Origin of the sequence: Actinoallomurus sp. CA-142502, assembly GCF_050936355.1 — a bacterium.
In the GTDB taxonomy this organism is placed as follows: Bacteria; Actinomycetota; Actinomycetes; order Streptosporangiales; family Streptosporangiaceae; genus Actinoallomurus; species Actinoallomurus iriomotensis.
Genome location: NZ_JBNJMY010000001.1, coordinates 9,560,520 through 9,583,130, shown reverse-complemented (window position 1 = coordinate 9,583,130; position 22,611 = coordinate 9,560,520). Strand labels below are relative to the sequence as shown.

The following is a 22,611-nucleotide window of genomic DNA, read 5'->3' as shown; positions in this document are numbered from 1 at the left end:
TTGTGTTTCCAATGGGTTAAGGACAGGCCATGGTCACGAGCCTCGAGGAGGCACTGATGGCCACCCACCTCGATGACGACGCCAAGAGACTTGCCGAGCTCGGCTACACACAGGAGCTGGAACGCTCCTGGAGCGGCTTCTCCAACTTCGCGATCTCCTTCTCGATCATCTCCATCCTGTCCGGCTGCTTCACCACCTTCGGGCAGGCGTGGAACAACGGCGGGCCGGTCGCCATCACCTGGGGCTGGCCGTTCATCTCGGCGTTCATCCTGATCATCGGCTTCTGCATGTCCGAGCTGGTCTCGGCCTATCCCACGGCCGGCGGCATCTACTGGTGGGCGGCGACCATGGGCCGGCCCGTGCACGGCTGGTTCACCGGCTGGCTCAACCTCATCGGCCTGGTCGCGGTGACCGCCTCCGTCGACTACGGCTGCGCGACCTTCCTCAACGTGCTCCTCGGCATGCTGCACAAGGGCTGGGACGGCGGCCTGAGCTTCGTCTTCCTGCTGTTCCTGATCGTCCTGGTGCTGCACGCGCTGATCAACATCTTCGGGCACCACCTCGTGGCGGTCCTGCAGAACGTCTCCGTGTGGTGGCACGTGTTCGGCGTCGCGGCGATCGTGCTGATCCTGGTCTTCGGCCCGGACTCGCACCAGAGCCTGTCGTTCGTCCTCGGCCACCGGATCAACAACTCCGGGTTCTCGAACGGCATGTACTGGTTCTACGTGCTGCCGCTCGGCTTCCTGCTGACCCAGTACACGATCACCGGTTTCGACGCGTGCGCGCACGTCTCGGAGGAGACCCGCGGCGCGGCGCTCACCGCCGCGAAGGGCCTGTGGCGCTCCATCGCCTACTCCGCGGTCGGCGGCTGGATCCTGCTGCTGTCGTTCCTGTTCGCCGCGACGGACGTCAAGGGCATCGACGCCCAGGAGGGCGCGGTCACGGCCATCTTCACCACCGCGCTCAGCCCGGCCCTGGCCAAGGTCGTCGTCGCGATCTCGGTGGTCGGCCAGTTCTACTGCGGCATGAGCTGTGTCACGAGCACGTCTCGTATGACGTGGGCGTTCTCCCGCGACCGCGGCGTCCCCGGCTGGCGGCTGTGGTCGAAGGTCGACCGCAACCGCACTCCGGTGAACGCGATCGTCATGGGCTGCGTGGCGGCGCTCGTGCTCACCCTGCCGGCGCTGTACAAGAGCCCGACCGGCACGCCCGTCGCCTTCTACGCGGTCGTGTCGATCGCGGTGATCGGCCTGTACCTGGCCTTCCTCATCCCGATCTACCTGCGCCTGCGGATGGGTGACCGGTTCCGGCCGGGACCGTGGACGCTGGGGTCGAAGTACCGGGTGCTCGGCTGGATCGCCGTCATCGAGATCATCGTGATCTCGATCTACTTCATCATGCCGCTCGCGCCGGCCGGGGTGCCCGGCGACAAGGCCTGGAGCTGGAGCGCGGTGAACTACGCGCCGATCGCGCTCGGCGCCGTACTGCTGCTGGTCGGCGGCTGGTGGGGGCTGTCGGCCAGGAACTGGTTCACCGGCCCGCGCCGTACGGTCGACGGCGTCGCGGAGTCCCTCGAACCGGGCGACCTGGACGCGGGCCCCGCGACCGCCTGACCGGCCGTGGGCGGCGTCACGGCCGGCTCGAAGCCCGGCCGGCCGTGACGCGGGCGACGAAGCCCCTCGGTGCACGCGGACTCCGGATCACGGACTCGCCTCATGGCGGCCATGGTCCCAGCCCGGTTCCGGGCCGCCCACGGCTCGCTACGCTGAGCCGCATGAGCGAAGGCGGCCCGCGTTGAGCGACCGGCCGGCCGACGTCACGACCTCGGCGGTCTTCCGCCCGGTGCGCGAGGGGAACGCCTTCGAGGAGACCGTGGAGCGGCTCCTCCAGGCCGTCAAGCTCGGCGTGGTCGGTCTCGGCGAGCGGCTGCCGCCCGAACGCGAACTCGCCCCCCGGCTCGGGATCAGCCGGGTGACGCTTCGCGAGGCGATCCGCGCGCTCCAGCACGAGGGGTACGTCGAGTCGCGGCGCGGGCGCTTCGGCGGCACGTTCGTCACGTACCGGCCGCCCGAGCCGCGCAGGGGCGACCTCGAACGCGTCGCCGCCGGCATGGGCGACCGGCTCAACGACGCTCTGGTGTTCCGCATGGCGGTCGAGACCGGCGCGGCGCAGGCGCTGGCCGCGCGGCGGCTCGGCGACGAGCAGGTCGCCCGGCTGCGGCAGTGCCTGCGCGAGACCGACACCGCGGCGCCGGCCGACTACCGGCGGCTCGACACACGCTTCCACCTGACCATCGGCGAGCTGACCGGCTCACCGACGCTGGCCGCCGCGTGCGCCGACGCGCGCATGAGGCTCAACGACCTGCTGGGCGCGATCCCCGTGCTCCGGCGCAACATCGAGCACGCCGCGGTCCAGCACGCCGCCATCGTCGACGCCATTCTGGCCGGTGACCAGGACGCCGCGCGCCGGGCCGTGGCCGAACATCTTGAAGGCACCGCGGCACTACTACGCGGCTTCCTGACATGAGTTTGCCTTCACGGCATACGCTTGTCCGACTGAGGCATCGTTCGTCGGCTCGCCGCCGTTCGGGGCGCCTCCGGCACGACTGATGTGGAGCATTGAATGAGCTGGCTGTTCGTGGTGGGCATCGTCGTCTTCTTCTTCGGACTGCTCGCCTCGATCGCCCTGCATGAGCTGGGCCACCTGTCATTCGCGAAGCTTTTCGGCGTGCGCGTGCCGCAGTACATGGTCGGGTTCGGCCCGACGATGTGGTCTCGGCACACGGGCGAGACCGAGTACGGCGTCAAGTGGATCCCGCTGGGCGGCTACATCCGCATGATCGGCATGCTGCCTCCGCGCAAGGACGACCCGGAGGGCATGCTGCGCGCCTCCTCGACCGGGCGGTTCCAGACGCTGATCGAGTCCGCGCGCGGCGCCTCGCTCGAAGAGGTCGGTCCCGGCGACGAGGACCGCGTCTTCTACAGCAAGAAGTGGTGGCAGAAGGTCATCATCATGTTCGCCGGGCCGTTCATGAACATCGTGCTCGCGTTCGTGTTCATCAGCATCGTGGTGATGGGCATCGGCGTGTCGACGTACCAGCCGGTCATCGGTGAAGTGGCCAAGTGCACGATCCCGGCGGCGCAGGCCGGCCGTGACTGCTCGGCGAGCGACCCGGCGACCCCGGCGGTGCAGGCCGGGCTCCGGCCGGGCGACCGGATCCTGTCCTACGACGGCCACAAGATCTCCTCCTACGACAAGCTCCAGGGGCTGATCCGTGCCTCCGGCGGCCGTACGGTGGCGGTCGTCGTGCGGCGCGGCGGCCAGACGCTCGACCTGAATGTGCCGGTCACCACCAACCAGATGCAGTCGCTGACCGACCCCGACAAGACGGAGAAGGTCGGCTTCCTCGGCATCACGCCGACGAACGCGCGCGAGCGCCAGGGCCCCGGCATGGTGGTCAGCACGATGTCGGACCTGACGACGCGCACGTTCGGCTCGCTGGTCAACATGCCCAAGAAGATGGTCGGCGTCTGGAACGCCGCGTTCAGCGACAAGAAGCGCGACCCCAACGGCCCGATCGGCGTGGTCGGCGCGAGCCGCATCGGCGGCGAGATCGCCGCGTCGCACGAGCCCGGCCTGGACAAGCTGGCGTTCTTCCTGATGATGCTGGGCACGGTCAACTTCGCCATCGGGATGTTCAACCTGGTGCCGTTGCTCCCGCTGGACGGCGGCCACATCCTCGGGGCGCTCTGGGAGGGCGTCAAGCGTGGCGTGGCGCGGCTGACCCGCCGGCCCGACCCGGGTCACGTGGACGTCGCCAAGGCGCTCCCGCTGACGTACGCCATGGCGGCGGTGATCATTACGATGGGCGCGCTGCTGATCTACGCGGACCTGGTGAACCCGGTACGTCTCAACGGCTGACCGGCATTACGCTTCGCTGACCTGGTATTTCCCTTAGGGGCAATCGTCGCCGACGGCCGGAATGGGTCATGATGAGGGCGTACGAACTCGGGGGCGAATCGTGGGGGAGTTCTTCACGCAGCGAATCGTGGATACCGGCAGGTTGCCGCTGTTCTGCTTCTTTGTGGCGTTCATCGTCACGTTCGTGGCGGTACGCATCAACGTGCGGCTCATCCGGGCCAAGGTCCGCTGGTGGTTCAAGAACGTGCAGGTCGGTGACCTGCACATCCACCATGTGGTCTTCGGCGTGGTGCTCATGCTGGTCGGCGGGGTGGCCGCCTTGTCCATCCCGGACGCGTACACGATCTGGTTCGCGGCGGCGGCCAGCGTCTTCGGCGTCGGCGCGGCGCTCGTGCTGGACGAGTTCGCCCTGATCCTGCACCTGCGTGACGTGTACTGGATGGAAGAGGGCCGCGCGTCGGTCGACGCGGTGTTCATCGCCGTGGCCGTGACGGGCCTGATCCTCGTCGGCGTCCGCCCGATCGGCTTCAGCGACGTACGGGACCTGGGCCCGGACCGTACGGTGCCGGTCGGGGTGTTCCTGCTGGTCCTGTCGAACGTGCTCGTCAACCTGGCCCTGGCCATCGTGACGCTGTTCAAGGGCAAGATCTGGACCGGCCTGCTGGGGCTGTTCTTGCCGGTGGTGCTGGTGGTGAGCGCGTTCCGCCTGGCCCGGCCCGGCTCTCCGTGGGCCCGCTGGCGGTACGGGACGGACACGAGGAAGCTCCACCGGGCCCTGCGCCGGGAGGAACGCCTCAGACGGCCCCTGATCCGGGCGAAGATCTGGGTGCAGGAGTTCATCGCGGGCCGGCACGACCTGATCGTCCAGGACCACCGCCGGCGCCACCGCCGCTGAGGCGGTCAGAAGGCGGCGGTGGCGCGCACGCTGTCGATCGTGTCCGCCTCCTCGGCGGTCTTGTCGGGGCGGTGGCGCAGCACGCGGGCGAAGCGCAGCGCCAGGCCGCCCGGGTAGCGGGGGCTGCGCTGGACGCCGTCGAAGGCGATCTCCACGACCAGCTCCGGCCGGACGTACACCGTCCACTGGTCGCGCCGCTCCTCCAGGCCCAGGAGGCGTTCGGTCTGCCAGCGGAGCATCTCGTCGGTCAGGCCCTTGAACGTCTTGCCCAGCATGACGAAGCCGCCCGACTCGGGGTCGCGGGCGCCCAGGTGCAGGTTGGACAGCATGCCCTGCCGCCGTCCGTGACCCCACTCGACCGCCAGCACGACCAGGTCGAGCGTGTGCCGGGGCTTCACCTTGATCCACCCGGCTCCCCGGCGGCCCGCGGTGTACGGAGTGTCCAGCGACTTGACCAGCACGCCCTCGTGGCCGTGGGCGAGCGCGTCGCCGAAGAACGCGGTCGCCTTCTCCACCGAATCGGTCACCAGACGCGGCATGCGCAGCGGCTCCGGCACGAGCGCCGCGAGCGTCTCATTGCGCTCGGCGCCCGGCCGGTCGATGAGATCGGTGCCGTCGGCATGCAGCACGTCGAACAGGAACACCGACAGCGGCACGTCCTGCCCGGCACCGCGACGGGCCACCCGCGCCGACGTCACCTGGAACGGGTGCGGCCGCCCGTCGTCGCGCAGGGCGATCAGCTCGCCGTCGAAGACCGCGGAGCGTACGGGCAGTGCGCCGATCGCCTCCACCGCCTCCGGCAGGCGGGCGGTGATGTCGTCGAGCGTGCGGGTGAACAGGCGCACCTCGCCGTCGCGTACGTGGGCCTGCACACGGATGCCGTCGAGCTTCCACTCGACCGCCGCCGGACTGACCTTGTCCATCGCGGCCTCGACCGACGGGGCGCTGGCGGCGAGCATCGGCTTGACCGGGCGGCCGACCTCCAGCCCGAAGCCGCGCAGGCCCTCGCGGCCCGCCGTGAGCGCCGCCTCGGCCACCGCGAACAGCGAGCCGCGGAACATCGCCGCGCGCCGTACCTCCGCGGCGGGCACCTTGGCCGCGGCGGCGATCGCGTCGGCCATGACCCCGTCGAGCGCGCCCTGGCGCAGCTCTCCCGAGAGCAGCCGGAGCAGGAAACCGTGTTCCTCGGCCGTCGCGCGGGCGAACAAGTCGGCCAGCAGGGCTTTCCGGGTGGCCACGGAACCCTTACCCGAGACCTGGCCGACAGCGGTGAACGCGGCATCCACGTCGGCCAGTGTGAGGGTGGCCTCCGTGGCCGGAGCGGGCCGCTCGCGAAGAACGGCCCAGCCGACGCCGATCTGGCGTTGGGGCAGCTCACCGGACAGATAGGCGACCGCGATGGCCACCTCGTCCGGCGTCGCGAGGCGGAGGCGGTCGGCGAGCAGCTCGCGCTTGGCGAGCCGCGCCGACGTCGCGGCGACCGCGCGTGAGGTTTCGGCGATGTCCGTCAGCAGCACATTCGCATTGTGACTCTGGGGGCCGACAATCGAGACGACCCCCCACCCCCCGAGCGAGGAGCGGCATGGCCTCCCGTCACAGACCGGCGGCACCACCACCATCGACCGAAACCGGCCCTGGTATACCGGCCGGTTCCCCGGTTACCTTCTCAACGAGCGATCGTCCCGGCCCGGCGGCCGGGGATTGGGGAGAGGGATTGGGTCTGCCGCGCCTACCGGAGCCCTTCCACCGGGTGTACTCCCCGCCGGACGCGCCCAAGGCGAAGGCGCGCCGGTCGGGTGTCGTCGGCGCGATCCTCGCGGTGGTCGCCGCGGTGGCGCTGGCCGCCGTGGGCGTCTTCGCCTTCGCCCGCGACGGCGCGCGTCCGAAGGCCGGGTCGACGATGGTCGACCGGCCGCCGCGGTCCGGCGTCTCGACGACGGCGCGGCCGGCGCCGCCCTCCCAGGCACCGGTGTTCGCGACGATCCCGAACGCCTGCAACGTCCTCCAGCCCGCGACCGTACGCCGGTGGGTGCCCACCGACCGTCCCACCGTCGACAAGATGGGCGCCGAGACCGCCAGCGTCTGCAAGTACTCCCTGTCGCAGGGGCAGCGCTACCGGGCCGTCCAGGTGGACGCCCGCGCCTTCCTGCCCAAGTACATGCACGAACAGGCGACCAGCATGACGATCTGGTCGTACGAGGCGCAGTGGAAGCAGGCCGTCAAGGACCTGACCCCCGACACCCGCTCGCTGCGCCGCATCGGCGGGCTCGGCGACGCGGCGTTCGAGCGCTACTGGATCGACCGGGACGTGCACGTCGCGGTGGGGGAGGCGACGGTCCGCTACCGCAACGTCGTCCTGCGCATGCAGTACACCGAAGAACAGCCGGCGGCGAAGGACCGCGCCGCCAGCGAACAGCGGTGCCTCGCGAACGCCATCGCCGCGGCCCGCGCCGGCCTGCCCGCCTTCCACTAGACAGAAGATTCTGGGGCGCGTCGCCATCCGTCCCATAGGGTGCGAATCATGCGCGATGTTGTCGTCTGTTCCCCTGTCCGTACGCCGGTCGGCCGCTACGGCGGCGCGTTGCGCGACGTGGGCGTCGCCGAACTGGCCGCCACGGCGATCCGCGCCCTGGTCGCCCGTACGGGGATCGAACCCGCCGAGGTGAGCGACGTCATCCTCGGGCAGGGCTACCCGAACGGCGAGAGCCCCGCGATCGGCCGGGTCGCCGCACTCGACGCCGGGCTGCCGGTGGAGGTCGGCGGGTACCAGATCGACCGCCGGTGCGGCTCCGGTCTCCAAGCGGTGATCAACGCCGTCATGCAGGTGGCCACCGGGGCCAGCGACGCGATCATCGCGGGCGGCGCCGAGAGCATGAGCGGCGTGGAGTACTACGCCGACGACCTGCGCTGGGGCCGCCCCGGCGCGGAGATCAAGTTCGCCGACCGGCTGGCGCGCGCCCGCGTCACCGCCGGCGGCCGCGACCATCCCGTACCCGGCGGCATGCTCGAGACGGCGGAGAACGTCCGCGCGCAGTACGGCATCGGCCGCGAGGAGCAGGACGAACTGGCGTTGCGATCACACCGGCTGGCCGTCGCGGCCCAGGAGGAGGGCCGGTTCGCCGACGAGATCGTGCCGGTCGAGGTGACCGACCGCAAGGGCACCCAGATGGTCGACCGCGACGAGCACCCGCGCGCGGACACCTCCCTGGAGCGCCTCGCCGCGCTGAAGCCGGTGATGAGGATCGACGGCGCGACCGTCACGGCGGGCAACTCCAGCGGCCAGAACGACGGCGCGGCCGTCTGCCTCGTCACGACCCGCGAGAAGGCGGAGGCGCTCGGCCTCGCTCCCCAGGCACGGCTCGTGTCCTGGGCGGTGGCCGGCGTGCCGCCCCACCTGATGGGCCTGGGCCCGGTGCCGGCGACCGCCGAGGCCCTGCGCCGGGCGGGACTGAGCCTGGACGACATGGATCTGATCGAGCTGAACGAGGCGTTCGCCGCCCAGGTCCTCGGCGTCCTGCGCGAGTGGAAACTGCCCGACCTGGACCGGTTCAACGTCAACGGCTCGGGCATCTCCCTCGGCCACCCGGTCGGCGCGACCGGCGCCCGCATCCTGACGACCATGCTGTACGAACTCCGCCGCCGCGAGGCGAGGTACGGCCTGGAGACGATGTGCATCGGCGGCGGCCAGGGCCTGGCGGCGGTCTTCGAACGCGTCGCCTGAGAGCTCGCCCGTAGCCGCGGTGGTTCCTGTGCGGCGGTGGTTCCTGTGCGGCGGTGGTTCCTGTGCGGCGGTGGTTCCTGTGCGGCGGTGGTTCCTGTGCGGCGGTGGTTCCTGTGCGGCGGTGGTTCCTGTGCGGCGGTGGTTCCTGTGCGGCGGTGGTTCCTGTGCGGCGGTGGTTCCTGTGCGGCGGTGGTTCCTGTGCGGCGGTGGTTCCTGTGCGGCGGTGGTTCCTGTGCGGCGGTGGTCCCCGCCCGGAGACAGTCCCCGCCCGGAGACAGTCCCCGCCCGGAGACAGTCCCCGCCCGCCTCGGGGGGCTCAGCCCACTTCCATTGTCAAGCGCTGGAACCCCCGGCGAAAGACCAGCGGGCGGCTGGGGATAACTCGCGCGGCGACCCCGGCTCTCACGGCGCGCCGCCGCGCCGGTGCCGGCGTGAGGGCGCGGTTCCCCTGAGCGCGAGGGCGCGGTTCCCCCTGAGCGTGAGGGCACGGTTCCCCTGAGCGCGAGAGCGCGGCTCACCCCGTGTCAGCGCACGGCGACCGGCTCCATACCTGCCCCTACCAGCGATTTCGCAGAACGCGACAATCCGTCCCGATCTCGGGGAGATCCGGGGAATAGTCGCGCCGCGTCAGGTGATTGGACTCTGGAGTGGCCCGACCGGGCCCGGTTTGCGTCCCTCGACTCTCTCCTGATGCCTTATGACGCTTCAGCCTGTCTCCTTCCGAGTCTCCGAGCCCCTGAACCTCATTCGCCGCAGGGCCCAGCCGACGGCCGCGCTGGTCGCCCGGCTCACGGGCACCGCCACGGTGGCGTACCTGATCGCCCTGCTGTTGCCCGGCACGACCACCAAGCCGACCCTCGCGCCGCTGACCGCGCTGCTGGTCCTCCAGGTCAGTCTGTACCGGACGCTGCGCAGCGCGGTCCAGCGGATCGGCAGCGTGGTCGGCGGCGTCCTGATCGCCGTCCTCCTCGCCATGGTCCTCGGGTTCACCTGGTGGACCCTTGGCCTGGCCATCGGGGCGGCGCTCGTCCTCGGCCACGTGTTGCGCCTCGGTGAGCACATCCTCGAGGTGCCGATCAGTGCGATGCTGATCCTGTCCCTGCCGACCGGCGTCAACGCCACCGACCGGGTCGTGGAGACCCTGGTCGGCGCCGCCGTGGGGCTGGCCGCCGGTCTGATCCTGTCGCCGGTACGCGTCCAGCCCGCCGAAGAGGCGGTGGAGGACGTCGGCCTGGAGATGGGCCGGCTGCTCCAGGAGATGGCCGACGGGCTGCGCCAGACGCCCTCCCACGAGGAGGCCGTCGGCTGGCTGAACCGGGCGCGCACGCTCGGCAAGGAGCTGGGCCGGGTCGACCGCGCCCTCGGCGACGCCGAGGACAGCATCCGGCTCAACCCGCGCGCGACCGGGTTCCCCCACGCGTCTCTCGTGCTCCGTACGGGCCTGGACTCCCTGGAGCACCTCTGGATCAACATCCGCGTCCTCGCGCGCGTCATCGCCGACAGCACGCATGAGCGCGACGATCCGGCGTTCGGCCGTGCCGCCCAGGAGCATCTCGCGGGCATGCTGGCGGACCTCGCCGCGGCCATGCGCGTGTACGGGCGCGTGATCAGGGCCGAGGTGGCCGGGGACACGGGTCCGGCGGACGGGGAGCTCCGCAGGAGCCTGGGCCGGGCCGAGCACCACCGCGACCTGCTGGCCGAGGAACTGCTGAGGATGCCGGCCGGCGACTCCGGCGAGTGGTCGCTGCGCGGCGAGCTGCTGGCCCACCTGGACCGGTTGTCGGACCAGCTTCGCGTGGAGCACCGGACGCACGCGCGGCAGAGCCGGTCGCGTCGCCGGGCGGCGCGGCGCCTGCCGGTGCGGGTGACGCCGGACGGGTCCCGGCCCAGGGACTCTCGCCGGGCGGCCCGGCGCGGCTCTCGCCGTTCCCAGGCACATGTAATTTGAGCGGACCTCTGCCGGCATGCCCGGTTCGCGGTTTGTCTCCGGTGGATTTCCGGGCGGAGATGTGCTTTCGAACCGGGCCGAGCGGCTTTATGCGGCGATCAGCCGATAAGAAGGCGATCGACCGTACGCCGTGAGCGAGCGTTTTCACGGTGAAGAGCGATATCTGTTTGCTATGCGGCGCGACGTCCGCGGCCGGCCCGGCTCGGTGTCCGGCGTGGGCGCCGCGCGCCTGGCGTCCGTACGCAGCGGAATGTCGCGTCGTGTCGGATAGGTGAACCGCCGAAAGCGGCTCCGACGCCCTCGTCTCATCGTCTACCGTGCCACAACCACACTTTGCGCTACGAGCCGCCTTAGCGAGCTACAAAGCCGGACAAGAAGCGCCAATCCACTGCTCACGACGGACGAAATCGGCCGTTCTCCTAAGCCGCATGATCTGCACCGTAATCATTAGCTCAAGAGGATAGTGATCTTGGTCGTACTGCCCGCATTGCGGGAATGAGGGGGCTGGTGGCGATGCCGGCAGCCGGGAGGAGTCCGGGCTGCCGCTGACATCTAGGGGGGACCCATGAGGGTCAAGACTCTGACCCTGACAACCGCTTCAGCGGCCGCACTGACCATCGGCTTGGCCTCACCTGCGCTTGCTCTGGCGTCAACGGCCGACATGCTCGGGGCAGTGCACAACCAGACGGGTTTCGGGGCGCACCACCAGGGTGTGCTCCACAACGGGATGCACCAGGTGGCGCTTCCCAAGGGTGACGATGACGACGATGAGGGCGACGACGACGGTGGCGGCGACGCCGAGATCGGCGGCGTTCACCGCTCGCACCACGCCAACGGCCCGCGCGGCCTGTGTGGCGTCGGCGGCCGCATCGGCGGCATGGCTCACGGCTGTGGCGAGGAGTCCGGGGACGACGACGATGACGACGAGGGCCCCGGCGGCGGCGACTTCGCCTCCGAGCACTCGAGCGCCTGCTGTGCCGGGGGAGCCGCTCGCGTGAAGGTGACGCGTCCGGCGCCGGCTCCGCCGGCTCCGCGTCACTACGTTCCCACGGGCGCGGTGCGTACGGGCTTCGGTGGCACGCAGGGGGCGAACGTCCCGCTGGGTGTCGCGGGGATGTCCCTGCTGCTCGGCGGTGCGGGGCTCCTCCCGCTGGCCCGCCGGCGTCTCCAGGCCAGTGCCCGTTCCTGACTCATCGGCACGACCGCGTGGCGGCCGTCTCCTCACCGGGACGGCCGCCGCCCTGATCGCGGCGGGCTCGGCGGTCCTGGGGTTCGACGCCTGTCAGAACTCCGGGCCGCCGCGGCCTGCTCCGGGGGCGGCCCGGCCAAAGGCCGCGAACCCGCCGTCGGGACCCGTGCTGGCGGCCTCCACCCCGGTCCACGTCGACATCCCGCGGATCGGCGTCCACTCCAAGCTGCTGTCCCTCGGGCTGGAACACGACGGCACCATCGCCGTGCCGCCCCTGTCCAAGGCGCAGCTCGCGAGCTGGTACGACAAGGGGCCGACTCCGGGGGAGCGCGGTCCGGCCGTGATCGTGGGACACGTCGACACCAAGAAGGGTCCGGCCGTCTTCTTCGCGCTCGGCCGGCTGCGGCCCGGCGACACCGTCGACGTCACGCGCAAGGACGGCAAGGTCGCGGCGTTCTCGGTGGACTCCGTGGAGAACGTCTCCAAGAAGCACTTCCCGACGCAGCGGGTGTACGGCGAGCTCGGCTTCGCCGGGATCCGGCTCATCACCTGCGGCGGGGACTTCACGGGGCACAGCTACGACGGGAACACCATCGTGTACGGCCACCTCATCGGCCAGCGGCCCCGCTGACGGTCTTTCTGACGCGCGGCCTTTCGCTCCCGGACCGGGGATGGTTAACGTAAGTGAAGCCGGTCACAGCGAGTCGGGAGGCCACATGCGCATCTCAGAAGTTCTCCGGAGGAAGGGCGGAGAAGTCGCGACCATCGAGCCGGAGGCGAACGTCCGCCGCCTGCTCGCGATGCTCGCGGAGCACAACATCGGCGCTGTCGTCGTCTCCACGGACGGGAGCACCATCGAGGGCATCGTCTCCGAGCGTGACATCGTCCGCCGGCTGGGCGAGCGCGGAGCCGGGCTGCTCGACGAGCCGGTCTCGTCGATCATGACGGCGACCGTACGGACCTGCGCGCCCGGCGACAACGTCGAGGACCTGCGGGCCACGATGACCGAGCACCGCATCCGCCACCTGCCGGTCGTGCGCGACGGGCGGCTCGCCGGCATCGTCAGCATCGGCGACGTGGTCAAGTCCGCGATCGCGGAGCTGGAGAGCGAGCGCGAGCAGCTGGTCGACTACATCAGCCGTTGAACGGCCGTGCCCAGGGCCCGCGGGCGCGCCGCCGCGTGGCCGGCGGCACCATGGAGGGCATGATCGATCAGCCCCTGACCTTGTACTCCATGGACGGCGTGCGCATCGACGCCGGACACCTGCCCGGCGCGGACGGCCTGTGCGTGGTGCTCGCGCACGGCTTCACCGGCAACCGGCGGCTGCCGGCGCCCCGTCGCATCGCCGCCGCACTCAACCGCGTGGCCGGCGTGATCTCCATCGACCTTCGCGGGCACGGCAGGTCCGGTGGTCTGTCGACCGCCGGCGACCGCGAGATCCTCGACGTGGACGCCGCCGTACGCCACGCGCGGCATCTCGGGTACGAACGCGTGGCCCTGGTCGGCTTCTCGCTGGGCGGCATGATCGTCATCCGGCACGCGGCCCTGCTCGGCGGCGTGGACGCCGTCGTGTCGGTCAGCGCGCCCGCCCGCTGGTACTTCCGTGACACCAAGCCGATGCGCCGCGCGCACTGGGCGATCGAACGCCGCTCCGGCCGGCTCGCCGTACGCCTGGCCCGGCGGACGCGCGTCACCGCGCGGGGATGGCTGCGGGAGCCCGAGCCGCCGTACGCCGTCGCGGGGCGCATTTCTCCGGTGCCGTTCCTGGTGGTTCACGGTGACAGTGACCCTTTTCTTCCAGTTGAACACGCAGAGCAGTTGTACGATGCCGCGGGCGATCCGCGTGAGCTGTGGATCGAGCCCGGGTACGGGCATGCCGAGGGTGCCGTGACCCCCGCGCTCATCGGGCGCATCGGCGATTGGGCCGCCGCCCGTTCCCGGGAAAACCACCGAAGCCGTTCCTAACCGGCGGCGATTACAAAAAGTATTTCCGAGCGTCACGGAGTGCACCGCCGGGAATGCTCTAATCCGCTACCGTTACGCACCATACGGGTAACGGTGACGCGGGTCGCCGGGTGCGTGTGCGGGGCGCGCCGAGGGGCGATCCGCCGGGCGCCGTGTGCCCGTTCGTGGGTCGGGAGGCGCGGTGAAGAGGCTGTTGCAGGTGACGGTGGCGCTGGTCGTGGTCGCCGGATGCGGCAACGGCGGTCAGCTGCCCGCTTCGGCGCCGGTCGCCCCCTCGGAGTCGAGCGCCGTGGCGATGCCCGCGTTCCTGCGGGTGTCCGGGCGGCCCACCAGTTCGATGATGGCCGTCGTCTGGCGCAACGGCGTCGCGACGATCACCAGTCGGCTCGGCGGGCGGAAGGTCACGATCGCCGGGAAGGCCGGGCGGTACACGCGCAACGGCCGGCTCCTGGCCGTGGTCCGGAACTACCGCGACGGCGTGCGGTTGAAGAACGCCACCGGCGCCACCCTCTGGCGCGCCCGGATCTCGCGGACCCAGGTGCAGATCCTGCGCGGTGAGACCGAGATCCGCTACGTGTTCCGGCCGTACGGCGACGACCGGATCCTCGTCCGGCAGGGCACCCTCCTCGTCGGCAGCGTCCGCGCCGTGGAGAACGGCGCCGAACTCGTCAACGCGAGCGGCGTACGGCTGGGAACGTCCTCCTCGCGGCCGGGCAACGACATGGCCGTCCTGCTGTGCTCGGAGATCCCTCCGGACCTGCGCGCGATCCTGACCGCCGTGCTGATCCGCCGCCGCTGAGCCCCGGGGCGTCGTCAGGACCCGCCTCCCGCGAACCGGCAGTCGATGAGGACATGGCCCGACGAGACCGTCCGGACGTCGGCGACCTCCAGTCCGGCGGACGCGGCCAGCGTGCGGTAGTCGCCGGGGCCGCGCTCCCGCCCGCCGCACAGCACCAGCATGCGCAGGTCCATCTCGGCCGATACGGCGGGACCGTCGCCGGAGGTGCCGTACCACTCGACGATGACGACGCGACCGGTCTCCCCGGCGGCCTCGGCGCACCGGCGCAGGATCGCGGTGGCCGGCTCGTCGGCCCAGTCGTGCAGGACGCCGCTGAGCAGGTACACGTCGGCGCCGGCCGGCAGCGGGTCGAAGAAGCTCTGGCCGGCGAACTCGCACCGCCCGTCCAGCCCGCGTTCGGCGATGAGGTGGCGTCCTCGGGCCACGGTGCCGGGCAGGTCCACCAGCGTGCCGCGGACGCCGGGCGCGGCGCGCAGCACCTCGGCCAGCAGCGCCCCGGTGCCGCCGCCCACGTCGACGACGTGCCGCACTCCGGACCAGTCGTAGCCGGTGATCGCCGTGGTCCGCAGCGAGCCCGCCATCGTCGCGTCGAACGAGGCCGCGAGCGCCGGATCGGCCGCGAGATGGTCCCAGAACGGGGTGCCGAAGACGGTCTCCCAGGCGGGCCGGCCGGTGCGGACGGTGTGCATCAGGCCGGTGAACGCCAGGTCCATCCGGCCGCCGAACCCGTCCAGGTCCAGCCACATCCGCATCCGCGACGGGTGGTCGGACCGCAGCAGGCCGGCCGTCTCGTTGAGCGCGAACCGGCCGGGTGACGGCTCGGCGAACACGCCCTGAGCGATGAGGTGGCGCAGTAGCCGGCGCAGAGCGTCGGCGTCCGTGCCGCTCCGTTCCGCCAGTTCGTCGGCGTCTCGCGGGCCGTCGGCCAGCAGGTCGGGAAGCCTCAGCGTGGCGGCCACGCGGACCGCCATCGGGGTCACCAGGTCCATGACCGGAGCCAGCAGCTGCCAGGCCGACGGAATGCTCTCGTTCGACGTCATGGCTCGCAACGTAACCGCCGCGCCGCCACCCGGATTGGACGAATGGGACCTGCCGAGGGCCCCGGCTTCCCCGTCCGTTCCAGTGTCGCCCATAATATAGAACGACGTCCCGTACAGCGGAACAAAGGGAGCCGGAATGGACCATGTCGCGATCGAGCGGGCGATCGGGGAGGCACGTCTGCTGCCCGTGCTCCGCACTCCGGACGCCGGTGGGGCCGTGCGGGCGGCTTCGACGCTCATCGACGCGGGCCTCGGCGTCGTGGAGCTCACCGCCACGACCCCCGGCTGGGCGGACGCGCTGCGTGACGTCCGGCAGGCCCATCCCGGCGCGGTTCTCGGCGCGGGCACGGTGACCACCGAGGCCGACGCGCGCCGCGCGGTCGAGGCGGGCGCCGACTTCCTCGTCAGCCCGTACCCGGCCGAGGCCGTCCGCGTGTTCGCCGCCGACACGGGCACGGTGTTCCTGGAGGGCGGGTTCACGCCGGGCGAGGTCGCGGCGGCGTCCGGGCGCGGCATCGCCAAGCTCTTCCCCGCGCACGTCGGCGGTCCGGCGTACCTGCGTTCGGTCCTGGCCGTCCTGCCGGGCGCGCGCATCGTCCCGACCGGCGGCATCGGCCTGGGCGAGGTCCGCGCCTACCTCGACGCGGGCGCGTACGCGGTGGGCGTGGGTTCGGAGCTGGTCAAGTCCCCCGACCCGGCCGCGGCCGTACGGGAGCTGCTGGAGGAGTTGTCGTGAGCGGTCATCCGGACGTCGTCGTCATCGGCGAGCCGCTGGTCGAGTTCTCCGCGCCCACGCCGCTGACCAGCGCGGAGACGTTCCGCCTGTCGTTCTCCGGCGACGCGCTCAACGCCGCCGTCGCGGCCGCCGCGACCGGCGCGCACGTCGCGCTGGTCACGCGGACCGGAGAGGACGAGTTCGGCGAACGCCTGATCGCCTTCGCCGACGCGCACGGCATCGACACGCGCTGGATGTGGCGCGGGCCGGGCCATTCGGGCGCGTACGCCGTTGGTGCGGACCCGGACGGCGATCGCGCCTTCGCGTACATGCGGTCGGGCAGCGCGGCGTCACGGCTGTCCCCGGCGGACGTGGCCGCCGCCCCGGTGGCCGAGGCCGGAGCGGTGCTGCTGAGCGGCATCACCGCGGCGCTGTCGGCGTCCTGCGCCGCCACCGTCGTGGCCGCGGCGGAGGAGGCCCGCGGCGCGGTCGTCTACGACCCGAACTTCCGCGGCCGGCTGATCACCCCGGAGGCGGCGCGGGAGACCCTCGTGAAGGTCGCCCCGCATGCCGCCCTGATCACCCCGTCCTGCCCGGCGGACAGCGTCGCGCTGCTGGGCACCGCCGATCCGGGGAAGGCCGCCGAGGCGTGCCTCCGGCTGGGCGCGGCGGCGGCCGCCGTGACCCGCGGCGCCGACGGCGTGCACGTGGCGTCGGCGGCCGGCCGTACGACCGTGCCCGCCGTACCGGCGGAGGTGATCGTGGACGCGACGGGCGCGGGTGACGCGTTCGCCGGTGTGGTGACGGCCCGCCTGGCCGCGGGCGCGTCGCTGGTGGACGCGGTGCGAGCGGGTGCCGCGGCGGCGTCCGTGACCCTGGCGGGCCAGGGCGGCACCGGCCGCGTGGCGACCGCCGCCGAGATCGACGCCCTGCTGCGCGAGTTCTAGAGCGAGCCGGCGGGACGGATGGGAGGCCGCGTCGAGCGGTCTCCCAGGGGTGCTTCGGCGATGTCCGTGCCGTCGACGGCGCGGTCCGCAGGGGCGCCCAGGGCCAGGGAGACCTCGCGGGCGGCGGTGACGACCTCGTCCGCGAGGGCCTTGTCGTCCGGGGTGACCTCGAAGGTCAGGCCCGAGATCGAGATGCCGCCCATCACGGCGCCCGTGTGGTCGAAGACCGGCGCGCCGATGCACCGGATGCCGGCCTCGTTCTCCTCGTCGTCGACCGCGTAGCCCCGGCGGCGTATCTCCGCCAGATGGTCCAGCAGCGCCTTCGGCTCGGTGATCGTGTGTTCGGTGCGGCGTTCGAGTCCCGTACGGGAGGTGATCGAGGCGACCTCCCCGTCGCGCAGCCGGGCCAGGATGGCCTTGCCGATCGAGGTGGAGTGCAGCGGCATGCTCATGCCGACCCGTGAGGCCATCTGGTACGGGCGCAGGCCTTCGAGCTTGCGCACGTAGACGGCCTCGTCGCCGCTGCGGACCGCGAAGTGCACGGTGAAGCCCGTACGGTCGCGCAGGCCCCGCAGGGCCGTGTCGGCGTGCTGGGCCGGGTCGAAGCGGCTCATCACCTTGCCGGCCAGCGTCAGGATGCGAGGGCCCGGCACGTAGCCGCCGTTGCCGTCGGGGTGGGCGAACCCCCACCCGACGAGCGACTGCAGGATGCGGTGCACCGTCGACTTCGGCAGCCCGGTGCCGGTCGCGATGTCGGTCACCCGCCGGTGCTCGGCGAGCGCCTCCAGCACCGTGAGCGCCTTGTCGATGGAACCGCCGGTCGAGCTCACCACACGCTGAGCCTATCCCCGTGGCCGTCCGCGAAACCGGGCAGCTCACCGCAGGTATGCATCGCGCGCCGGTGTGAGGCCCTCACGCCTTGCGGCCCACTCCGGCGAGCAGCCGGCCGGCCGACATCCGGTACGGGCGGTCGGGACGCCATCGGGGCGCTTCGACGACGCCGGGGTCGAGGAGGTCGAAGCCGTCGAAGAGCGCGGCGACCTCGGCCCGGCCGCGCACCGTCACGCGTTCGCGCAGCTCGGCGAAGACCTCGCGGACCGCCGCGATCTCCTCCTCGGCCAGGAAGTCCAGCGTCGGGTGGCTGAGGACCAGGTGGCTGCCGGAGGCCAGCGGCTCGCGGAACTCGCGCAGGATCCGCGCCGGGTCGTCCTCGGGCGTGACGAGGTGGAAGAAATAGGTCGTCAGCAGGCCCACCGGCTCGGCGAAGTCGATCACCTCGCCGACCACGGGGTGGGAGAGGACCTCGGCGGGCCTGGTGGCGTCGGCGCGGATCGCCCGTGCGGGACCGGTGGAGGGCAGCACCGCCTGGAAGTGGCTGACCGCCACGGGGTCGTAGTCGACGTAGACGACGGCCGCGTCCGGGCCGGCCACCTCGTGCACGTTGCCCTGGCGCGGCAGGCCGCAGCCGATCTCCAGGAACTGCCGGATGCCGGCGTCGCGCAGGTAGCGGATCGCGCGCCGGGCGAACCTGCTGTTCTCCACGATCGGGCGGCCGATGCCGGGGACGAGGGACATGAGCTTGTGGGCGTACGCGCGGTCGATGGCGTAGTTGTCCTTGCCGCCGAGCGCGTAGTCGTGGACTCTCGCTTCGGTCGGCCGGTGTGCGTCGACGCCTCGGGGCAACCAGGCCTGTTCGGTCACCTGCGCCTCCCGGTCCCGCTCGGTGAGCGTCAATGTACGCGGGGACCACAGGGCCGCCGCCCGCGTCGCATCCGGAAAAGCTCGCGTTGTTTCCGAAAAGGAAACTACCAGCGCGCTGCCGGGGAACCTGGTGCTGTGGCCGTTTTGTAACGAATGCCCGAGACGAGGCGATCGGCGGGAGTGGCGGGGTAGGACCGGATCAGCACCAGAAGGCCGTCATGCGCCAGTGGCCGTGGTCGCACTCGAGTTCGTACGTGCGCTCCGGCGCGTCCGCGGACCGGGCCCGCACCTGCCAGAGCTGGGTGTCGACGCCGTCCTGCGGACGGCGGAAGGCGAGCATCTTGAGGAAGGTGATGACTTCGTAGTCGCAGTCGTCCTGACGGAAGCAGGCCGGACTGTCGCCGCGGATCTCGACCTGGACCGGGTGATCGCACGTTCGCCGCTTCATGTCCTCATTGTATCGAACATGAGTTCGAATGGCACGTATCTGCGATCTCACCGCAACCAACGTTCACTTCCCGTCGCCGAGAGTCGTAACCCGCCTTTGCTCAGACTTTGCTCATAGTTGACTATGCAATGTTTCATTACGGTGAAATCCGCCGTGACCAGCGGTTTCATCCATTGCATGGCAGTGCGGATCGGCCTACTCTCCCTCCAGCGCTCGCGCTCCTCGGGCTGTCCGCGGCGAGCGGTCGCGGCTGCCCGGATGAGGCCGTGAGTGCCGCGCGGACGACACTCGATAGAGACCCCTGCTTAGGGAGGCGGCATGGCGACCACCACGACCGGCGCAGTCGGTTCGGGGAGACATCTGCGCCGAGATGTCGGATTTTGGGGACTCATGTTCGTGTCCCTGGGTTCGATCATCGGGTCGGGTTGGCTACTCGGCGCGCTGACGGCGGCGAAGCTCGCCGGACCCGCGTCCCTGATCTCCTGGGTGCTCGCCGCGATCATGCTGGCGCTGCTCGCCCTGGTGCACGCCGAACTCGGCGCGGCCTACCCCGTCGCGGGCGGCACCGCGCGGTTCCCGGCCTTCGCGTTCGGGCCGTTGGCCGGCTTCGCCGCGGGATGGATGGCCTGGATCCAGGCGGTGTCACTCGCCCCGATCGAGGTCGAGGCGACGCTGTCGTACTCCGACCACATCGGCTGGGTCCACCGGAACTTCCCGCTGCTGCACACCGACGGCACCCTGACCGGCACCGGGTTGATCGTCGCGAGCGTCTTCATGCTGATCTTCATTGTGATCAACATCGTCGGGGTCAAGTTCCTGTCGGAGTCCAACTCGATCGCCGTGGTCTGGAAGACGGCGATCCCGCTGCTCACGATCGTCGTCCTGATGCTGCTGACCTTCCACGCCGGCAACTTCACGGCCGGCGGCGGATTCGCGCCGTTCGGCGCACACGGGGTGTTCGCCGCGCTGCCCGCCGGTGTGGTCTTCGCCCTGCAGGGCTTCGAGCAGGCGATCCAGCTCGCCGGTGAGGCCAGGAACCCGCAGCGGGACGTCTCCCGCGCGGTCATCACCGCCACCGTGATCGGCACGGTCATCTACATCCTGCTGGAGATCGCCTTCATCTGCGCCCTCGACCCGGGCAACCTCGCGCACGGCTGGGCCAACCCGATCGGCAAGGGCGACTTCGGCCCGTACGCCACTCTGGCGACCGGAGCCGGCGTGGCCTGGCTGGCGTGGATGCTGTACGCCGACGCCGTGATCTCCCCGGCCGGCACCGGCCTGGTCTACATCGCGACCTCCTCACGCCTGTCCTACGCCCTGGGCCGGGAGAAGGCGCTGCCCAGGCAGGTCGCCCAGGTCAGCAGGAAGGGCGTGCCGCTGATCTCGATCATCATCGCGTTCATCGTCGGCGAGCTGTGCTTCCTGCCCTTCCCGAGCTGGAGCAAGCTCGTCTCCCTGGTCACCGAGGCCACCGCGATCATGTACGCCTTCGCGCCGATCGCGATCACCGCGCTGCGCCTGCGCGACCCGGAGCGGCCCCGGCCGTACCGCCTGCCCGCCCTCCACGTGCTCGCGCCGCTCTCCTTCGTCGGGGCCAACCTGATCATCTACTGGTCGACCTTCCAGGCCGAGTGGAAGCTCGGTGTGGCGTCCCTCCTCGGCCTGATCATCTTCGCGGTCAACCGGGCGATGCTGCCCGCCGGCGAACGCGTCCGGCTCAACCTGAGGTCCTCGCTCTGGATCTGGCCGTGGTTCGGCGTCATGGTCGTCATCGGCGCCCTCGGCCGGTACGGCGGCAACAACACGATCCCCGAGTGGGCGGACATCGCGATCGTCGCGGTCTGGGCGCTCGTCGTCTACTACGTCGCGGTGTCGCTCGCGGTCTCCAGCACCGAGGTCAACGCCGCCGTGGAGGCGGAGGAGGCCGAGCTCAGGTCGGCCCCGGCCCTCAACCTCGCCGACTGACCCCCACATACAACGGAGCGCCCGCCGGTCCCTGCGGACCGGCGGGCGCTCTCGTGGTGTACGGGCGTCAGGACAGCAGCCGCAGCCGGACCGTCGTCGGCAGGTCGCGGAGCTGACCGATCACGTCGGAGGTGTACTGGCTGCCGATGTCGGTGATCACGTACCCGAGGTCGCCGCGGGTGCCGAGCAGCTGGCCCTCGATGTTGACCTGGTGGTCGGCGAGCACGCTGTTGATCGTCGCCAGCACGCCGGGCGTGTTGCGGTGCAGGTGGGTCAGGCGGTGCACGCCGTTCTGCGAGGTCAGCGAGACCGGCGGCAGGTTCACGCTGAGCGCGGTGTTGCCGGTGGAGACGAAGTCGTGCAGCTTGCCGGCCACGAACTGGCCGATGTCCTGCTGCGCCTCCTCGGTCGATCCGCCGATGTGCGGCGTGATGATCACGTTGGGCAGCCCGCGCAGCTCGGAGACGAACTCGTCCCCGCGCTTCTTGGGCTCGTTGGGGAAAACGTCGACGGCGGCGCCCGCCAGGTGCCCGGACTCGATGTGCTGCCGCAGCGCCTGGTGGTCGACGACGAAGCCGCGCGAGAGGTTGAGGAACAGGCTGCCGGGGCGCATCCGCGCGAACTCGGCCTCGCCGAACATGCCGCTGTTGCCCGGCCTGCCGTCCACGTGGAGCGTCACGATGTCGACCGTGGCGAGCAGCTCCTCCATGCTGGAGCAGCGGCGCGCGTTGCCCAGGGCGAGCTTGTCGGCGGTGTCGTAGAAGAACACCGACATGCCGAGGTTCTCGGCGAGCACCGACAGCTGGCTGCCGATGTTGCCGTACCCGATGATGCCCAGGCGCCGCCCGCGTACCTCGTGGCTGCCCTCGGCGGACTTGTCCCACACGCCGGCGTGCATCCCGGTGTTCTTGTCCACGAGACGGCGGGTCAGCGCGATGATCTCGGCGATGACCAGCTCGACCACGCTGCGGGTGTTGGAGAACGGGGCATTGAACACGGCGACGCCGCGCGTGGAGGCGGACGCCACGTCGATCTGGTTCGTGCCGATGCAGAACGCGCCGACCGCGAGCAGGTCGGGCGCCGCGGCCAGCACCGCGTCCGTGACGTTCGTCTTGGAACGGATGCCGAGCAGCTCGACGCCGCCGAGGCGGGCGATCAGCTCGTCCTCGTCGAGCGCGCCGGCGACGGTCTCGACGGCGTAGCCGTTCTTCTCCAGACCGGAGACCGCGTCGGGGTGAATGTTCTCCAACAGCAGCGCGCGGCGGGGTGCACTAGCGGGGCTCACCTGGAAATCCTCCTACCGGATTCGGTCGGTATTCATGCTATGTGAGGCCGCCGCGCCGGTGCGCCACCGCT

22 protein-coding genes are annotated in these 22,611 nt (G+C 71.1%); 15 read left to right on the top strand and 7 right to left on the bottom strand.

What is annotated here, in order from left to right; all coding sequences use genetic code 11:
• The first annotated feature begins 29 nt into the window (after positions 1–29).
• The 4 genes from ACQEV1_RS44790 (at position 30) to ACQEV1_RS44775 (ending at position 4,816) form a co-directional block, all read left to right on the top strand.
• Positions 30–1,613, top strand: coding sequence for an amino acid permease (locus ACQEV1_RS44790; RefSeq protein WP_433403207.1), 1,584 nt, complete (start codon positions 30–32; stop codon positions 1,611–1,613).
• Between the two features lie 181 nt (positions 1,614–1,794).
• Positions 1,795–2,526 carry a FadR/GntR family transcriptional regulator gene (locus ACQEV1_RS44785; protein WP_285579921.1) on the top strand — a complete coding sequence of 244 codons (732 nt, stop codon included), beginning with the start codon at positions 1,795–1,797 and terminating at the stop codon, positions 2,524–2,526.
• Between the two features lie 96 nt (positions 2,527–2,622).
• Entirely contained in the window at positions 2,623–3,921 is a 1,299-nt protein-coding gene (locus ACQEV1_RS44780; protein ID WP_285626839.1) for a M50 family metallopeptidase, read from the top strand.
• A gap of 100 nt (positions 3,922–4,021) precedes the next feature.
• Positions 4,022–4,816 (top strand): hypothetical protein, encoded by a 795-nt coding sequence (locus ACQEV1_RS44775; RefSeq protein WP_285626841.1) that lies wholly within the window; start codon positions 4,022–4,024, stop codon positions 4,814–4,816.
• 5 nt (positions 4,817–4,821) lie between these two features.
• On the opposite strand, the gene ACQEV1_RS44770 is transcribed toward ACQEV1_RS44775, so the two are convergent.
• Positions 4,822–6,333 carry an ATP-dependent DNA ligase gene (locus ACQEV1_RS44770; RefSeq protein WP_433403202.1) on the bottom strand — a complete coding sequence of 504 codons (1,512 nt, stop codon included), beginning with the start codon at positions 6,331–6,333 and terminating at the stop codon, positions 4,822–4,824.
• 197 nt (positions 6,334–6,530) lie between these two features.
• On the opposite strand from ACQEV1_RS44770, the gene ACQEV1_RS44765 reads away from it, so the two are divergent.
• The 3 genes from ACQEV1_RS44765 to ACQEV1_RS44755 all read left to right on the top strand — a co-directional run bounded on the left by ACQEV1_RS44765 (position 6,531) and on the right by ACQEV1_RS44755 (position 10,485).
• Complete coding sequence (locus ACQEV1_RS44765) at positions 6,531–7,289, top strand: hypothetical protein (RefSeq protein WP_433403200.1); 759 nt, start codon at positions 6,531–6,533, stop codon at positions 7,287–7,289.
• 48 nt (positions 7,290–7,337) lie between these two features.
• Positions 7,338–8,537, top strand: a complete 1,200-nt coding sequence (locus ACQEV1_RS44760) for an acetyl-CoA C-acetyltransferase (protein WP_285626843.1) — start codon at positions 7,338–7,340, stop codon at positions 8,535–8,537.
• A 697-nt stretch (positions 8,538–9,234) separates the two neighbouring features.
• A complete protein-coding gene (locus tag ACQEV1_RS44755) occupies positions 9,235–10,485 on the top strand; it encodes an FUSC family protein (protein WP_285626846.1) in 1,251 nt (416 codons plus the stop codon).
• Positions 10,486–11,134: 649 nt separating this feature from the next.
• Here the strand turns inward: ACQEV1_RS44755 and ACQEV1_RS44750 are convergent.
• On the bottom strand, positions 11,135–11,446 hold the full coding sequence (locus ACQEV1_RS44750; protein WP_433403197.1) for a hypothetical protein: 312 nt from the start codon (positions 11,444–11,446) through the stop codon (positions 11,135–11,137).
• Positions 11,447–11,479: 33 nt separating this feature from the next.
• On the opposite strand from ACQEV1_RS44750, the gene ACQEV1_RS44745 reads away from it, so the two are divergent.
• The 5 genes from ACQEV1_RS44745 (at position 11,480) to ACQEV1_RS44725 (ending at position 14,439) form a co-directional block, all read left to right on the top strand.
• Complete coding sequence (locus ACQEV1_RS44745; protein WP_433403195.1) at positions 11,480–11,674, top strand: hypothetical protein; 195 nt, start codon at positions 11,480–11,482, stop codon at positions 11,672–11,674.
• Positions 11,661–12,305: a class F sortase gene (locus tag ACQEV1_RS44740; RefSeq protein ID WP_285626853.1), complete on the top strand. Its 645-nt coding sequence runs from the start codon at positions 11,661–11,663 to the stop codon at positions 12,303–12,305. The genes ACQEV1_RS44745 and ACQEV1_RS44740 overlap by 14 nt, the downstream gene beginning before the upstream one ends.
• An 85-nt stretch (positions 12,306–12,390) precedes the next feature.
• Positions 12,391–12,819 carry a CBS domain-containing protein gene (locus ACQEV1_RS44735; RefSeq protein WP_285626856.1) on the top strand — a complete coding sequence of 143 codons (429 nt, stop codon included), beginning with the start codon at positions 12,391–12,393 and terminating at the stop codon, positions 12,817–12,819.
• Positions 12,820–12,878: 59 nt separating this feature from the next.
• Entirely contained in the window at positions 12,879–13,640 is a 762-nt protein-coding gene (locus ACQEV1_RS44730) for an alpha/beta hydrolase (RefSeq protein WP_285626858.1), read from the top strand.
• A gap of 181 nt (positions 13,641–13,821) precedes the next feature.
• Complete coding sequence (locus ACQEV1_RS44725; RefSeq protein WP_433403190.1) at positions 13,822–14,439, top strand: hypothetical protein; 618 nt, start codon at positions 13,822–13,824, stop codon at positions 14,437–14,439.
• A 14-nt stretch (positions 14,440–14,453) separates the two neighbouring features.
• On the opposite strand, the gene ACQEV1_RS44720 is transcribed toward ACQEV1_RS44725, so the two are convergent.
• Positions 14,454–15,479, bottom strand: coding sequence for a methyltransferase (locus tag ACQEV1_RS44720; RefSeq protein ID WP_433403188.1), 1,026 nt, complete (start codon positions 15,477–15,479; stop codon positions 14,454–14,456).
• Positions 15,480–15,615: 136 nt separating this feature from the next.
• On the opposite strand from ACQEV1_RS44720, the gene ACQEV1_RS44715 reads away from it, so the two are divergent.
• Together ACQEV1_RS44715 and ACQEV1_RS44710 are read left to right on the top strand one after the other, a co-directional pair.
• On the top strand, positions 15,616–16,215 hold the full coding sequence (locus tag ACQEV1_RS44715; protein WP_285579942.1) for a bifunctional 4-hydroxy-2-oxoglutarate aldolase/2-dehydro-3-deoxy-phosphogluconate aldolase: 600 nt from the start codon (positions 15,616–15,618) through the stop codon (positions 16,213–16,215).
• Entirely contained in the window at positions 16,212–17,141 is a 930-nt protein-coding gene (locus ACQEV1_RS44710) for a PfkB family carbohydrate kinase (RefSeq protein WP_433403186.1), read from the top strand. Before ACQEV1_RS44715 ends, ACQEV1_RS44710 begins: the two co-directional genes overlap by 4 nt.
• Here the strand turns inward: ACQEV1_RS44710 and ACQEV1_RS44705 are convergent.
• The 3 genes from ACQEV1_RS44705 to ACQEV1_RS44695 form a co-directional block, all read right to left on the bottom strand.
• On the bottom strand, positions 17,138–17,974 hold the full coding sequence (locus tag ACQEV1_RS44705; protein ID WP_285626867.1) for an IclR family transcriptional regulator: 837 nt from the start codon (positions 17,972–17,974) through the stop codon (positions 17,138–17,140). The genes ACQEV1_RS44710 and ACQEV1_RS44705 overlap by 4 nt on opposite strands.
• A 79-nt stretch (positions 17,975–18,053) precedes the next feature.
• Positions 18,054–18,842, bottom strand: coding sequence for an SAM-dependent methyltransferase (locus tag ACQEV1_RS44700; protein ID WP_433403183.1), 789 nt, complete (start codon positions 18,840–18,842; stop codon positions 18,054–18,056).
• 199 nt (positions 18,843–19,041) lie between these two features.
• Positions 19,042–19,290: a hypothetical protein gene (locus ACQEV1_RS44695; protein WP_285579951.1), complete on the bottom strand. Its 249-nt coding sequence runs from the start codon at positions 19,288–19,290 to the stop codon at positions 19,042–19,044.
• Positions 19,291–19,608: 318 nt separating this feature from the next.
• Between ACQEV1_RS44695 and ACQEV1_RS44690 the strand changes: the two genes are divergently transcribed.
• The gene (locus ACQEV1_RS44690; RefSeq protein ID WP_285626872.1) at positions 19,609–21,255 is read left to right on the top strand and encodes an APC family permease; all 1,647 of its coding nucleotides are present in this window, start codon (positions 19,609–19,611) and stop codon (positions 21,253–21,255) included.
• A 67-nt stretch (positions 21,256–21,322) separates the two neighbouring features.
• Here the strand turns inward: ACQEV1_RS44690 and serA are convergent, their stop codons facing one another.
• Positions 21,323–22,540 (bottom strand): phosphoglycerate dehydrogenase, encoded by a 1,218-nt coding sequence (gene serA, locus ACQEV1_RS44685; RefSeq protein ID WP_285579953.1) that lies wholly within the window; start codon positions 22,538–22,540, stop codon positions 21,323–21,325.
• Positions 22,541–22,611 lie beyond the last annotated feature (71 nt).